At 40.4% G+C, this 13,886-nt stretch carries 11 protein-coding genes, 1 riboswitch and 1 other annotated feature; of the genes, 8 read left to right on the forward strand and 3 right to left on the reverse strand.

Annotation, left to right across the window (positions count from 1 at the left end):
- Both T541_RS0102135 and T541_RS20485 read left to right on the forward strand, forming a co-directional pair.
- Positions 1-690, forward strand: coding sequence for a response regulator transcription factor (locus T541_RS0102135; RefSeq protein WP_026651134.1), 690 nt, complete (start codon positions 1-3; stop codon positions 688-690).
- 2 nt (positions 691-692) lie between these two features.
- Entirely contained in the window at positions 693-3,149 is a 2,457-nt protein-coding gene (locus T541_RS20485; protein WP_026651135.1) for a sensor histidine kinase, read from the forward strand.
- 95 nt (positions 3,150-3,244) lie between these two features.
- Here T541_RS20485 and T541_RS0102145 read toward each other — a convergent pair whose 3' ends face one another.
- Complete coding sequence (locus T541_RS0102145; protein ID WP_026651136.1) at positions 3,245-4,444, reverse strand: ribose-phosphate pyrophosphokinase; 1,200 nt, start codon at positions 4,442-4,444, stop codon at positions 3,245-3,247.
- Between the two features lie 98 nt (positions 4,445-4,542).
- Between T541_RS0102145 and T541_RS0102150 the strand changes: the two genes are divergently transcribed.
- Genes T541_RS0102150 through T541_RS0102165 form a run of 4 tightly spaced genes read left to right on the forward strand, consistent with a single transcriptional unit; the run spans position 4,543 to position 8,935 of the window.
- Positions 4,543-5,892 (forward strand): DUF512 domain-containing protein, encoded by a 1,350-nt coding sequence (locus T541_RS0102150; protein ID WP_026651137.1) that lies wholly within the window; start codon positions 4,543-4,545, stop codon positions 5,890-5,892.
- Positions 5,885-7,216 carry a ribosome biogenesis GTPase Der gene (gene der / locus T541_RS0102155; protein WP_026651138.1) on the forward strand — a complete coding sequence of 444 codons (1,332 nt, stop codon included), beginning with the start codon at positions 5,885-5,887 and terminating at the stop codon, positions 7,214-7,216. The genes T541_RS0102150 and der overlap by 8 nt, the downstream gene beginning before the upstream one ends.
- Complete coding sequence (plsY, locus tag T541_RS0102160; RefSeq protein WP_242840738.1) at positions 7,213-7,905, forward strand: glycerol-3-phosphate 1-O-acyltransferase PlsY; 693 nt, start codon at positions 7,213-7,215, stop codon at positions 7,903-7,905. Before der ends, plsY begins: the two co-directional genes overlap by 4 nt.
- Before the next feature lie 13 nt (positions 7,906-7,918).
- Complete coding sequence (locus tag T541_RS0102165; RefSeq protein WP_026651140.1) at positions 7,919-8,935, forward strand: NAD(P)H-dependent glycerol-3-phosphate dehydrogenase; 1,017 nt, start codon at positions 7,919-7,921, stop codon at positions 8,933-8,935.
- Between the two features lie 20 nt (positions 8,936-8,955).
- On the opposite strand, the gene T541_RS18585 is transcribed toward T541_RS0102165, so the two are convergent.
- Both T541_RS18585 and T541_RS0102175 read right to left on the reverse strand, forming a co-directional pair.
- Positions 8,956-9,594 carry a folate family ECF transporter S component gene (locus T541_RS18585; RefSeq protein ID WP_051538047.1) on the reverse strand — a complete coding sequence of 213 codons (639 nt, stop codon included), beginning with the start codon at positions 9,592-9,594 and terminating at the stop codon, positions 8,956-8,958.
- A 66-nt stretch (positions 9,595-9,660) separates the two neighbouring features.
- Positions 9,661-9,757, reverse strand: a riboswitch (THF riboswitch).
- Between the two features lie 52 nt (positions 9,758-9,809).
- The gene (locus tag T541_RS0102175) at positions 9,810-10,622 is read right to left on the reverse strand and encodes a hypothetical protein (protein WP_026651141.1); all 813 of its coding nucleotides are present in this window, start codon (positions 10,620-10,622) and stop codon (positions 9,810-9,812) included.
- Positions 10,623-10,770: 148 nt separating this feature from the next.
- Here T541_RS0102175 and T541_RS0102180 point away from each other — a divergent pair, with 148 nt between their 5' ends.
- Together T541_RS0102180 and tyrS are read left to right on the forward strand one after the other, a co-directional pair.
- Positions 10,771-12,180 (forward strand): DUF6709 family protein, encoded by a 1,410-nt coding sequence (locus T541_RS0102180; protein ID WP_026651142.1) that lies wholly within the window; start codon positions 10,771-10,773, stop codon positions 12,178-12,180.
- Positions 12,181-12,346: 166 nt separating this feature from the next.
- Positions 12,347-12,601, forward strand: a binding site (T-box leader).
- Positions 12,602-12,659: 58 nt separating this feature from the next.
- Entirely contained in the window at positions 12,660-13,886 is a 1,227-nt protein-coding gene (gene tyrS, locus T541_RS0102190) for a tyrosine--tRNA ligase (RefSeq protein ID WP_026651143.1), read from the forward strand.

Consider the following 13,886-nt stretch of genomic DNA (forward strand, 5'->3'; position numbering starts at 1 on the left):
ATGGAAAACGTACTTGTTTGTGATGACGATAAAGAGATAGTTGAAGCCATTGAGATCTATCTTGAACAGGAAGGAATCAGAGTTTACAAAGCCTATGACGGTGAAGAAGGTCTTGAGAAACTAAGGTCATGTAAGATTCAGCTGGCAATCGTTGATATTATGATGCCTAAGCTGGATGGTATTCATATGGTAAAAGAGCTTAGGAAATTCAGCACAATTCCTGTTATCTTCCTGTCAGCCAAATCCGAGGATGCTGACAAGATCCTGGGCCTTAACATCGGTGCAGATGACTATGTTACCAAGCCCTTTAACCCACTTGAGCTGGTTGCAAGAGTTAAGTCTAATCTTCGCAGATACATGGCTCTTGGAAGCAGAGAAGAGAATGAGAATATCTACTCAACAGGCGGCCTTGTAATTGATGATAATTCCAAGGAGTGCTTTGTTGACGGTGCGCCTGTAAGGCTTACACCTATTGAGTATAGTATTATTTCTTTTCTTGTTAAGAATAAGGGTAAGGTCTTTTCCATTAACCAGATCTATGAGAAAATCTGGCGCGACTCAGCTGTAAGAGTAGATAATACCATTTCTGTTCACATAAGACATATTAGAGAGAAGATAGAGATTAACCCTAAGGATCCTAAGTATCTTAAGGTGGTTTGGGGTGTCGGCTACAAAATCGAGGATATTTGAACATGAAAAGGATTACTTTTAAAATTCTTCAGCACCTTTTAATGGCATTTATTGCCTTTGGTCTGACCTTTGCCTTTGCTGGAACAAGCATTGTTATTTCCACGGCAAGAAATGATTATTCCTACAACCTGTATGAATCTGACAGGAACAGAACCTATGAGGATTCATATCTTTTTAACAACATATTTGGTAATAATCTGTCAGATGTATTTAAACTGGTGGCTGAGAGAACTCAGCTGGAAACAGCAGGAGAATATGACGGAGATAAGGTTGTGGACGTTACAGCCTTTGTTAACCGTGGCACAACGCTTCCTGGAGACTATATTACTGCTAAGTACAGTCTGTCTGACCTTCTTAAATGGTCCCAGAGTGGATTCCAGTATGAGAAAAGAAATTTTAGCGAAACAGACACAGCTAATTTCTTAAGCCATTACACTACCTATACACATCTTGATAATAACCTGGTATCTGGGGGAATGAATTCATATCTTAGCTCCCAGCTTGATAATAACAGTAGTACCTTCACTATTTCCGGAAATTCCTCAACTGCTGGGGGAGAGCATACTGTTCTTATCTCCAGGTATCAGACAATTGATGGTAAGAACGTAGAAGATATCGTCTCTAACTGGGAGGAGTACAATACTCTTTGCAGCTACATTGAGGAGGCGGCTAACACCTTAGCAAATAGCTTCGAAGACTATGGAACTCTGATTCCATACTATAGCTATCAGAATAGTAATCTAAGATATTATATCACCAGAACTATCAACGGAAGAACAGATGTCTATACCAACGTTGACAGCTTAAAGGGCGAGACAACAGGTGTTGATATCAAGTCTATATTCATGGAATATGGCAAATACATGTATTATTGCCCCTATGATCTTGAGTATGACACCAATACCCGCATTTCAGAATCTGTTGTAAGAAGCCTTATCAAGAACTACAGCTATGCTTATCCTGATCAGATTAAGGTTTACGTGGCAGTAGATACAGTTAATTACCCATGTACAGATGATTTTACCCAGGGTAAACAGAGCTTTTCCAAGTACATGCCATATAGAACTCAGCTGATAATTCTCTGCGCATTTGCAGGTATCATCTACATAGTTCTAATGACAATCAATCTTAAGCTTGTAAATGCTCCTGAGACCGTAACAAAAAAGAATAAGTACACCGAGGGAATTGTCCTTTGGGGCCTTCTTATAATGGCTATTCCTGTGATCGTCAATATGATCATAATAATGCTTATGAATACAGGAATTGCCAAATATACCCAGCTTAAAGCCTTTCCGTTTATCGCAGGTCTTAGCCTGTTTGTGGCTGACATTGGATTTTTGGAGATTATCTTTGGACTTTATAGCAAAGCAAAGAATAAGAGCATCTGGAAGGACAGCTTCGTAAGAAAGATAGCTCTTTTCTCCAAGAATATAATTGTTAATACCACAGATAACGGCAATGTTATTATAAGGACCTGGATCCCATACGTGGCATTCCTTGCACTTAATATCCTGTTATTAAAGCTTGGACTTTCCGGCATGATAATAGCCATATTCATTGATATTCTTGTGGGAATATATCTCTACCGTCAGAACATGGACAGGGAAAAGATAATCCATGTGATCGAGAATATCAAAAATGGTGACGTTAAGGCCAAGGTAGACATCAGCGAGCTTCATTCTGACAATATTGCCCTTGCAGATGCCGTTAACTCCATCGGAGAAGGCATAGATGAAGCAGTTAATGTCAGCATGAAGGATGAGAAGCTTAAGGCTGACCTTATCACTAACGTATCCCATGATATTAAGACTCCGCTTACCTCCATTATCAACTATGTGGACCTTATGAAGAGAGAGGACATTGATAATGAAAGGGTAAAAGAGTACCTGAATATCCTGGATATTAAGAGCCAGAAGCTTAAGCAGCTCACAGAGGACCTGGTGGAAGTTTCCAAGATAAGTTCAGGCAATATCAGTATCACCCTTACAAGGATCAACTTCGTAGAGCTGGTTAATCAGACAATCGGCGAATTCTATGAGAAGTTTGAAAAGAGCTCTTTACAGCCAATCTTTAAGCCTGAAATGGATGTGATGGTGATAAATGCCGATGCAAGGCACCTTTGGAGAGTACTTGAGAACCTAGTTAATAACGTATGTAAATACGCTTTAAGCGGCACCAGAGTATATATGGATATGCGTCTTGCAGATGGAAAGGATGGCAATAAAAAGGTTGTCTTTTCGATCAAGAACATATCAGCCTCTGAGCTTAATATCGATGCAGAGGAGCTTACAGAGAGATTTATAAGAGGAGATCAGTCAAGAACCACAGAGGGAAGCGGCCTTGGACTTTCTATTGCCAAGAACCTCACTGTGGCTCAGGGCGGAGACTTTGAGATAAAGCTTGATGGAGACCTGTTTAAGGTTATTATTTCCTTTGACGCCTTGGAAAGAACTGAATGATCACGTAACTGGATTTGACTACAACATAATGGACAACAAAAAGGGACGCCTCAATTATTGAAGCGTCCCATTTATTTGCTATAAAAAGAACTGTATCAGTCGAATAACTCCTCAGGAGTCTTGCAGCCTGAATTGTATCTGCCAACGATCTCACGGATCTTCTCAGTTGGCATATTAACCGTTGACATAGAAGCGTCATGGTTAAGGAAATCGATGATGGTTGCAAGGAATTTACCCATATCAGCAATGAAGATATACTTTCTTGATAATACGTCATCATTCATGTAGGTAAGGTTAGTGGTGATAACAGCGTCAAAGTAGCCCTTCTCATAACCTTCATCAAACTTCGTCATACCATCTGTGAAAAGACCAAATGTTGTACAGATAAATACTCGCTTAGCACCCATGTTCTTAAGCTGCTTGGCTGTATCGATCATACTTGAGCCAGAGGAGATCATGTCATCGATGATGATAACGTCTCTTCCAGAAATATCTGAACCAAGGAATTCGTGAGCAACGATTGGGTTAGTTCCGTTAACGATGTGAGCGTAGTCACGTCTCTTGTAGAACATACCGGTATCAGCGCCGATAACGTTGGCAAAGTACACAGCTCTGTCCAAAGCACCCTCATCAGGTGAGATAACAGTAAGGTGGTCCTTGTCTACTACAAGATCATCAATATGAGATAAAAGAGCCTTCATAAACTGGTAGGAAGCAAGGAAGTTATCAAATCCTCCAAGAGGCTTGGAATTAGAAATCCTTGGATCGTGGGCATCAAAGGTAATGAAATTGGAGATACCCATATCATAGAGCTCTTTAAACATCTGAGCTGCGTCAAGGGATTCCATGCCGTTTCTCTTGTGCTGTCTGCCGTCGTAAAGGAATGGCATGATTACGTTGATTCTCTTGGCCTTACCTGTGATAGCGCCGATAACACGCTTAAGATCCTGATAATGATCATCAGGAGACTTGTGATTGACGTAGTTGTACATCTTGTAAGTGATGCTGTAGTTACAAACATCAGTAATAATGTAAACGTCGTTACCACGAACACTCTGACTGATGGAAGCCTTAGCTTCTCCGCTACCAAAGCGGTCTAAGGAGAATTTAATCTCGTAATTATCCTTAACATAACCGTGGAAAGCAGGGTCATTGTCAGGCATGCTGTAAAGCTCGTGTCTAAACTGGGAAATGTAACGGTTAACGCTATCGCCAAGCTCCTTGGCAGACTCCATTACGATAAGATTAAGTGGAGCGACAGGAATTGTTCCTTCCAGTGAATGAAAATCAGGCATAATTTGTCCTTTCATTTAGAAAATAAATAAATCACCACCTATTGTTTTATCATCAGATATACTGACACGTCAAGCGATTTCATGTTATACTAAAGATTATGAAAAGTAGTAAAGGACACGTTATCTCTCGCGTAGACGAGGGAAGCATAGCAGAAGAACTTAATATTGAAGTAGGAGATAAACTCCTTAAGATCAACGATCAGGATATTGAAGATATATTTGATTTTCAGTATCTAGTCCAGGATGATCACCTGGATGTATTAATTGAAAAGGCGGATGGAGAGCAGTGGCTTCTGGACATCGACAAGGACTTTGATGAGGACCTTGGAATAGAATTTGAAAATGGCCTCATGGATGATTACCGAAGATGTTCCAATAACTGTATATTTTGCTTTATAGACCAGATGCCTAAGGGTATGAGAGATACCCTATATTTTAAAGACGACGATTCAAGACTTTCTTTTTTGCAGGGAAATTACGTTACGCTGACTAATATGTCAGATGCAGATATCGACAGAATACTTAAGTATCATCTATCACCAATCAACGTTTCGTTTCAGACAACCAATCCTGAACTAAGGTGCAAAATGCTTGGAAATCGTTTCGCTGGCGATGCTCTTAAAAAGGTGGACAGACTCTGCGCCGATGGATCTGGTATCGAGCTTAACGGTCAGATTGTACTTTGTAAGAATGTCAACGATGGAGCTGAGCTTGAAAGGTCCATAAGGGATATGACCAAGTATATTCCTAACCTTCAGAGTGTATCTGTGGTTCCCGTTGGCCTTTCCAAGTACAGAGACGGACTGTATCCTTTGGAGCCATTTAATAAAGAGGATGCTGAGAAGGTTATCGACATGATCGAGAGCTGGCAGAAGAAGGTATACGATGAGCATGGAATCCACTTTATTCATGCAAGTGACGAGTGGTACTTCCTGGCTGGAAGACCTTTCCCAGAGGCGGAGCGCTATGATGGCTATATCCAGCTTGAGAATGGCGTAGGAATGATACGTCTTTTACTGGATGAGTTTGAAGAGGAATATCAGTATATCCTTGAGAATTATCCTGAGCACCTTAAGAATTATAAAAGAGAGATTTCTTTGGCCACTGGACGCCTTGTGTATCCTGTGATAAAAGAGCTTGCGGATAAAGCAATGGAAGTTTGCCCTTTACTAAATGTAAGGGTTTATGAGATAATCAATGAGTTTTTTGGCGAAAGGATCACAGTTTCCGGACTTCTTACAGGTCAGGACATAATCAAGCAGCTAAAGGACAAGGAGCTTGGAGAGAAACTTATCTTACCTGAGAACCTCTTAAGAAGCGGCGAGGATTATCTTCTTGATGACGTGAAGATATCTGATATTGAAAGGGAACTAAATGTTAAGGTTGGCATATCCAAGTGCGATGGGCACGATCTGGCTGACCTTTTGATGGGAGTTAATAATGAGTAGAAAAAACATTGTAGCAGTGGTAGGAAGACCAAATGTTGGTAAATCCACACTATTTAATGCACTGGCTGGTAGCAGAATTGCTATCGTTCAGGACAAGCCAGGCGTAACAAGAGACAGAATTTATCAGGATGTAGAGTGGCTTAATCACAGCTTCACTCTTATTGATACTGGTGGTATTGAGCCAGATACCAAGGATATCATTCTTTCACAGATGAGAGATCAGGCCCAGATTGCTATTGATACTGCTGACGTAATCATCTTCATGGTAGACGTTAAGCAGGGACTTACTGATTCTGATTCCAAAGTTGCGGATATGCTCCGCAGATCTGGTAAGCCAGTAGTTCTTTGTGTCAACAAGGTAGATAACTTTAATAGAGATTCCATGGATGTATACGAGTTCTACAACCTTGGAATTGGCGAGCCTTTCCCAATTTCTGCAATTAACAAGCAGGGTATTGGTGACCTTCTTGAGGAGGTAGTAAGCCACTTCGTTAAGGATTCAACCAATGAGGAAGAGGATGACAATGTTAAGATCGCAATTATTGGTAAGCCTAACGTAGGTAAGTCCTCTATCATCAACAAGCTCATCGGTGAGAACAGACTTATCGTATCTGATATCGCTGGTACTACAAGAGATGCCATTGATACAGAGGTTAAATATAACGGTAAGAAGTACACATTTATTGATACAGCAGGACTTCGCAGAAAGAACAAGATCAAGGACGAGCTTGAGCACTACATGATCCTTAGAACTGTAGGAGCTGTAGAAAGAGCTGACATCGCAGTTCTTGTTATCAATGCAGAGGAAGGTGTCACAGAACAGGATGCCAAGATTGCTGGTATTGCCCATGAAAGCGGAAAGGCTGTTATTATCGCCGTTAATAAATGGGATCTTATTGAGAAGGACAACCACTCAGTTAAAGAGTTCACTAAGGATATCAGAAACACTCTGGCATTCATGAACTATGCAGAGATCATTTTTATTTCCGCTGAGACAGGTCAGAGGCTTGTTAAGCTCTATGATATGATCGATATGGTCAATGAGAGCCACTCTCTTAGAGTTTCAACAGGTGTACTTAACGAGATTATGACACAGGCAGTTGTAATGCAGCAGCCACCAAGTGATAAGGGTAAGATTCTTAAGCTCTTTTACATCACACAGGCATCTGTTAAGCCACCAACCTTTGTTATCTTTGTAAATGATAAGAAGCTTATGCACTTTAGTTATACAAGATATATCGAGAACCAGATTCGTGAGGCCTTTGGATTTAAGGGCACACCGCTTAGATTCATTATCAGGGAGAGAAAAGAGGACAAAAAATGAACATGTTGGGAGTTAGGATAATTTGTATCCTGGTGGGCTATATTTTTGGTACATTCCAGACAGCAGTTCTTTACTGTAAGTTAAAGGGCGTTGATATAAGGAATGTGGGAAGCGGAAACGCAGGGACTACCAATACACTTCGTGTTCTTGGTGCGAAGGCAGGATTTACAGTTTTATTTGGCGATATGATCAAATGTATCCTGGCCATCGTTATCACAAGCCTTGTATTTAAGAATGTTCTTGGGGACGAGGTTTACACTAGTTACAATTATCTTCTTAGGATCTATACAGCAGCTGGCTGTGTTCTTGGCCATGACTTTCCTGTATTTCTTAAGTTCAAGGGTGGCAAGGGAATTGCAGTTACCAGCGGATACATTATCGCTATGCATTGGACCTTTGTGATTGTTGGAATGCTTGGATTCCTTATTCCATTTAACATTACACATTTCGTTTCTCTTGGAAGCCTTTGCCTTTATACATGTTTCTTTATTCAGCTTATTGTTGAGGGCCAGACAGGCCTTTTTGGTATTGGAATTGACCTTATGCCACAGAGTATAAGGATTGAGATGTATATAGTTGCCTTTATCCTTACAGCTTTGGCATTTTACCAGCACAGATCCAATATTAAGAAGCTTATGTCAGGCAAAGAGCGTAAGACATATATATTTAAGAAGAACAAAATTGATTAATTGAGGGGAAAACGTGGGTAAACAAATCGGAATTATCGGCGCAGGTAGCTGGGGAATCGCTCTTGCGTACGTACTTACAACAAATGGCCATGATGTTACTATCTGGTCAAGAAGTCAGTCTACAGTTGATAAGCTAAAGAGCTATCACGGTAACGAGGATAAGCTTCCAGGCGTTAAGTTACCAGAATCAGTTGAATATACCTGTGATATGGAAAAGGCTGTATCTGGAAAAGATATGATCGTAGTGGTTGTTCCTTCAGCTCATATGAGGGAAACAGTCAAGCTATTTGCTCCATACATTGATCCAGATGGAGAGCAGATAATTGTTAACTGCTCTAAGGGTATTGAAGAGGATACACTTATGGTTATGTCAGACGTTATCCTTGATGTTATACCTGGAAGTAATGTATGTGTTCTTTCCGGACCATCCCATGCAGAGGAGGTTGGAAAGGCTCTTCCTACCACAATTGTTGTAGGAGCTTTTGATAAAGACGTAGCAAGAACTGTTCAGAATGTGTTTATGAACGGTGCTTTCAGAGTTTATACAAGTCCCGATATGCTTGGTATCGAGATTGGCGCAGCTCTTAAGAATGTAATTGCGCTGGCTGCCGGAATGGCTGATGGCTATGGTCTTGGCGATAATGCAAAAGCTGCTCTTATTACCAGAGGAATCGCCGAGATGAGCAGACTTGGAATGGCCATGGGCGGTAAGCTTGAGACCTTTAGCGGTTTATCTGGAATCGGTGATCTCATCGTAACTTGCGCATCAATGCATTCCCGTAACCGCCGTGCCGGAATCCTTATTGGTCAGGGTAAGTCCTACCAGGAAGCCATGGATGAGGTTAAGATGGTAGTTGAGGGTGTGTACAGTGCTAAGGCTGCACTTCAACTAGCCAAGAAATATGAAGTAGATATGCCAATTGTTCAGGAAGTTAACGAGATTCTCTTTGAAGGCAAGAAGCCTGAGGATGCGTTAAAAGAACTAATGGAACGAGATAAAAGAATAGAAAACAGCTCCCTTGAATGGTAAGGGAGCTGTTTTATTACGTATTATCCTTTTGTGATTTCCATTGTTTTTGTTGACTTGTCGTCTGCACTTTTCTTTGAGCTATTGTTTTCAAGCTGAGGCTTTACAACTTTATTGATTACAGGAAGGAGCAGCAGCATGATTGCTACGTCTGCTGGGAGCTTACCGGCATTTGAGATGACTCTTGCAGGCATGATAGCATTAAAGGCCTTTCCTGTTGTGATGATGATAAGGAATGAGTTCATTCCAAGGTTGCAAATGATTTTAACAAACAATTCAGCACAAAGAACGTTTATAACGCTGATTTTCCTTTTGTATAAAAAGAAACCATAAATAAGTCCGCCAACCATAGCAACTATTGTGTAAGCAAAATTAAAAGCACCATCTGGGTGGACTATGAATTTAACAATATCCATGGCTCCTCCAAATATCATTGCTACCCATGGTCCAAATAGAAAAGCTACAATCTGATTAGGAATATTGGCAAATCCTATACGAAGAAAATCGCCAATTCTGATAGTAGCAACAGAACTGAGAATAACTGCAAGAGCACCCATCATTCCGCAGAATGTAAGGACTCTAACGTTTCCAAGGTGTTCAATTGATTTGTAGGAAAGGCGCTCACGACTAAAAAGATTTGATTTTTGCTGATTTTTTTCCATAAAATTAACCTCCTTTGCAGTTTCCTTCACCACATCGGAGGTCATAAACAGACATACCAAAGATGTAGCAGCGGGATGCGACACCTAAACCGCGGACAATTCCTTCGTCCCGATGACAACTCCCTGTTCACCAGGCACTTAACGCTTAGACGTCTACTCTGCACAAACATTTATTTTTCTTGATAATAGCCCATATAGTTTTAATTTGCAAGAGTTTATTTTTCCAGATAGTAGATGGTATCCATAACTCCGCCGTCAAACACAAAGCAGTTGATATAAACTGAATCCACAAGATATGAGTAGGCTTCATCCTCTGTATAGATCAGCTGAGCAACACCCTCTGGATATATTGTATAGTATGCATCCGGTGTTACTACACACATATAGGTGCCAATATTGGTTTTTGTAACAAGCTTTGGTGCGCCAGCAGGAAAGAAGTCTACTGAGTAGGTTGGATTACCTCCTGATACAGAACCATCGCTTCCAAGAACAAGGTCGTTAAGAGCTTCTCCTCCGCCATAGCCATCATTTGTAAAATCAGTAGCTTTGTAACTTCCTGCTAATGATGAGAAATCTCCATTAAGTAGCGGATCATCGCTTACTCTTTTTGGGAACTCTGATTTAGTACCATCTTCTTCAATGATTAAGGTATCGCCATCTAATGTATATGGAGTCTCATAGGATTCAAAATTGATGCTGTCTTCATCCCAGGTAAACTCTACAAAGTCCTGGCAACTGAAGATTCCGGTATGATCATCACAGAAGGTATATGAAATCTCATAGGTTATTTCATCTTCATCGAACTCCTCAGTACAGGTAACAGCATAGGTTCCGGATGGAGCCTGATCTTCTTTAGCGTTTTCAACCTGCTCAAATAAAGAAGAAGCTTCGCCTGCGGTGGTGTCTTTAGTTACATCGCCGGTGCTTTCGTTATTAGTATCTGTGACTTCGCCGGTGCTGTTGCATCCAGTAGACATAACCAGTACAGATGCAAGAATACATGGTAAAAGAACTGTCTTTTTTTTCATATTTTTTCTCCTCATATAGTCTGAAAATTATACCGTCTATGCTATATTATCAGATTTTACACGTTTTGATAAAAAACAATTTTTTTTATATGAAGTAATCTGTTATAATTTGGATGTTTATTATATTTCTATTGGGAGAGAGTTGGGGATGAAAAAAAGTACAAAGGGTAGTTTCTGGTTAATTCTATTTTCCGTATTTTTCATTGCTTTATCATCATTTATGCTCTACATCGATTACTACAAGGAATGGCCTTACATCAAGGGTGCGCTTTCTGGAGGATTCCAGAGTTATTCTGATGTCATTTTTGAAAATGATGGTGAAATTAATGAAGGCTATTACAGTCTCAACATTGATGGTTGTCTTGGCTGCTTTGGCACCATGTCAGAGGGCAAGGATGTCCAGGACTATTATTATGTAGTCTGGCTTGATGATAATTCCTTTGTGGCATTAGATGTATCAAAGGATAAAGAGGCTAAGGCTCTTGATGAGATTGAAGGCGACACATGGGATTATATTGATGGTGTAACAAACGCACTTTCTGCTAATCCTCTTGCTATCAGTGCTCAGGCTAAGAGTCTTGATAGTGAAAGCAAGGATGTCAGGGATTCATATATTGATTACCTTCAGCAGTGCGGAGTTACAGCTGATAACTACAACATAAGGATGACTGTTCTTAAATCTGAGACACTTACTCATTACAAAGTGCAGAAGATTGCTGAGTTTATAGCATGTGTACTGTTCTTATTTGCTGGAATAGTTCTTTTGATAGCAACTGTAGCTAAAATGATAAGAAAATCTCTTGGCATAAGAGAACCAGTAGATATCGAAAGCAACGAGGATTACAGAGCTAATCAGGTATCATTTTTAAGAGCAAGAAACAGAATTACTTCAAGAAGACTTAAGTGGAACATGGCTAAGATGCGCTTGGAAATACTTGGTTCCTTTGTGGTTGGTGTTTTGATATTTGGTCTTCTTTGGTATGACATCAGTAATCCTGGCAAGAATGCAGTATTAACAGGCCTTATGAAGGAATGGAGCCAGCTGGTAGTTGTGCTTGCCATAGGTTCTGTATTTTTGTTCTTTGCAGGAATAACAAGACTTATTGGATTTATTAATAATCTTAAAGTATTCTCAGATGTTGATTTTGAGAGAATTGAGGATGAGCTTGATAGACCTAGCACTAAGATATATCCTCAGAATCTGTATCTAACAGACAGCTTTATTGTTAAGCTTCATTCAGGCAGGTATCATGGAGCCACAACTGGTAATGATGTAGATACCTTTTTTGCCAAGTATAAGGATATTGAGTGGGTTTATGGAAGCATAATCGGTTTAGAGAATGCCAACTATCACGATAATATCGGAGCTACTGTATATGGCAGGGATATTGGTAAGCAGGTTATTATCAGATTCTCTAAGCCAAATCAGAATACAGTTATCGTTAATGAGATTTTGGACAATATCATTAAGAAGAATCCTGATATCAAAGTAGGATATACAGAAGAGAATAAAGAGTATTTCAAGAATTTAGAAAATGATTCAGAGAAGGTTTCATAAGGGAGGAAATGTTCAGAGCCAGAATATCAAAGGAAGCACTTATATGATGTCTAAGCTTGAGCAGAATAACAGAGAGTATCTTGAGAAGGCTAATTGATTTAGTTGATTATTATACCAAGAAGTGCTTGACATAATATTGGTATAAAATTAAAATTTATGAGTATATTAAAAAGCGATGATCGGAATAAGTAAGAATCGCAGGCTGACAACAGAGAATTGCCGGTTGGTGAGAGGCGTATGTTAAGAGCGATGATGAATACCTCCGTGAGCTGCAGAGCGGAACGTTCTTTTGAACTAATATGTTCTGACGGGGATGACCGTTATATCATAAGAGTATCGCCAGTAATGGTCGTACTTGCTGAGGCGCATGATGCGAATCATGTGTGAATGAAGGTGGTAACACGAATTATTCGTCCTTCGCAACTATTATGGTTGCGGAGGGCTTTTTATTTTCCGCAACAATTATTTGGAGGTGCATTATGCAGATATTTGAAGAACTTAAGGCAAGAGGCCTCATTGCTCAGGTTACAGATGAAGAGCAGATCAGAGACCTTGTAAACAACGGAAAGGCAACTTTCTACATCGGCTTTGACTGTACAGCTGATTCACTTACAGCTGGTCACTTCATGGCTCTTACTCTTATGAAGAGACTTCAGGAAGCAGGCAATAAGCCAATCGCACTTATCGGTGGTGGTACAACCATGATCGGTGATCCATCAGGAAGAACAGATATGCGTAAGATGCTTACAAGAGAAGACATCGATCACAACGCAGAGTGCTTCAAGAGACAGATGGAGAAGTTCATTGACTTCTCAGATGGAAAAGCACTTATGGTTAATAACGCAGACTGGCTTATGAACCTTAACTACATCGAGCTTCTTAGAGAGGTTGGTGCATGCTTCTCAGTTAACAACATGCTTCGTGCTGAGTGCTACAAGCAGAGAATGGAGAAGGGTCTTTCATTCCTTGAGTTTAACTACATGATCATGCAGTCCTACGACTTCTATTACATGTTCCAGAAGTATGATTGTAACCTTGAGTTCGGCGGAGATGATCAGTGGAGCAATATGCTTGGTGGTACAGAGCTTATCCGTCGTAAGCTTGGTAAGGATGCTCATGCTATGACAATCACACTTCTTACAGATTCGCAGGGTAAGAAGATGGGTAAGACAGCTGGAAATGCAGTATGGCTTGATCCTAACAAGACATCACCATTCGACTTCTACCAGTACTGGAGAAACGTTGGCGATGCTGACGTAGATAAGTGTATCAAGATGCTTACATTCATCCCTATCGAAGAGATCCTTGAGATGGAGAAGTGGGATGATTCAAGAATCAACGAGAAGAAGGAAATCCTTGCATTCGAGCTTACAGCCCTTGTACATGGTAAAGAGGAAGCTCAGAAGGCTCAGGATGCTGCAAGAGCTCTTTTTGCAGGTGGCGGAGATATGGCAAGTGTGCCAGCTACATCACTTAAGGCAGAGGACTTCAGAGATGGAGTTATCGATATCCTTCAGGTACTTGTTTCAAGCGGCCTTTGCGCTACAAGAAGTGAGGCAAGACGTGCTGTTGAGCAGGGCGGCGTAACCTTCAATGAGGAGAAGGTATCTGACGTTAAGACAACTTATACCAAGGATACATTTGCTGAAGGCATCATGGTTCGTAAGGGTAAGAAGTCTTACAAGAAAGTAACAGCAGAGTTTTAA

Source organism: Butyrivibrio proteoclasticus P6B7 (genome assembly GCF_000622085.1).
Classification (GTDB): domain Bacteria; phylum Bacillota; class Clostridia; order Lachnospirales; family Lachnospiraceae; genus Butyrivibrio; species Butyrivibrio proteoclasticus_A.

Excerpts from the sequence above, each read along its gene's own strand:
- T541_RS0102180 (WP_026651142.1), top strand. The coding sequence starts at position 10,771 with ATGAAAAAAAGTACAAAGGGTAGTTTCTGGTTAATTCTATTTTCCGTA.
- tyrS (WP_026651143.1), top strand. The coding sequence starts at position 12,660 with ATGCAGATATTTGAAGAACTTAAGGCAAGAGGCCTCATTGCTCAGGTT.
- T541_RS0102150 (WP_026651137.1), top strand. The coding sequence starts at position 4,543 with ATGAAAAGTAGTAAAGGACACGTTATCTCTCGCGTAGACGAGGGAAGC.
- T541_RS0102175 (WP_026651141.1), bottom strand. The coding sequence starts at position 10,622 with ATGAAAAAAAAGACAGTTCTTTTACCATGTATTCTTGCATCTGTACTG.
- T541_RS0102135 (WP_026651134.1), top strand. The coding sequence starts at position 1 with ATGGAAAACGTACTTGTTTGTGATGACGATAAAGAGATAGTTGAAGCC.
- T541_RS0102145 (WP_026651136.1), bottom strand. The coding sequence starts at position 4,444 with ATGCCTGATTTTCATTCACTGGAAGGAACAATTCCTGTCGCTCCACTT.
- der (WP_026651138.1), top strand. The coding sequence starts at position 5,885 with ATGAGTAGAAAAAACATTGTAGCAGTGGTAGGAAGACCAAATGTTGGT.
- T541_RS20485 (WP_026651135.1), top strand. The coding sequence starts at position 693 with ATGAAAAGGATTACTTTTAAAATTCTTCAGCACCTTTTAATGGCATTT.
- plsY (WP_242840738.1), top strand. The coding sequence starts at position 7,213 with ATGAACATGTTGGGAGTTAGGATAATTTGTATCCTGGTGGGCTATATT.
- T541_RS18585 (WP_051538047.1), bottom strand. The coding sequence starts at position 9,594 with ATGGAAAAAAATCAGCAAAAATCAAATCTTTTTAGTCGTGAGCGCCTT.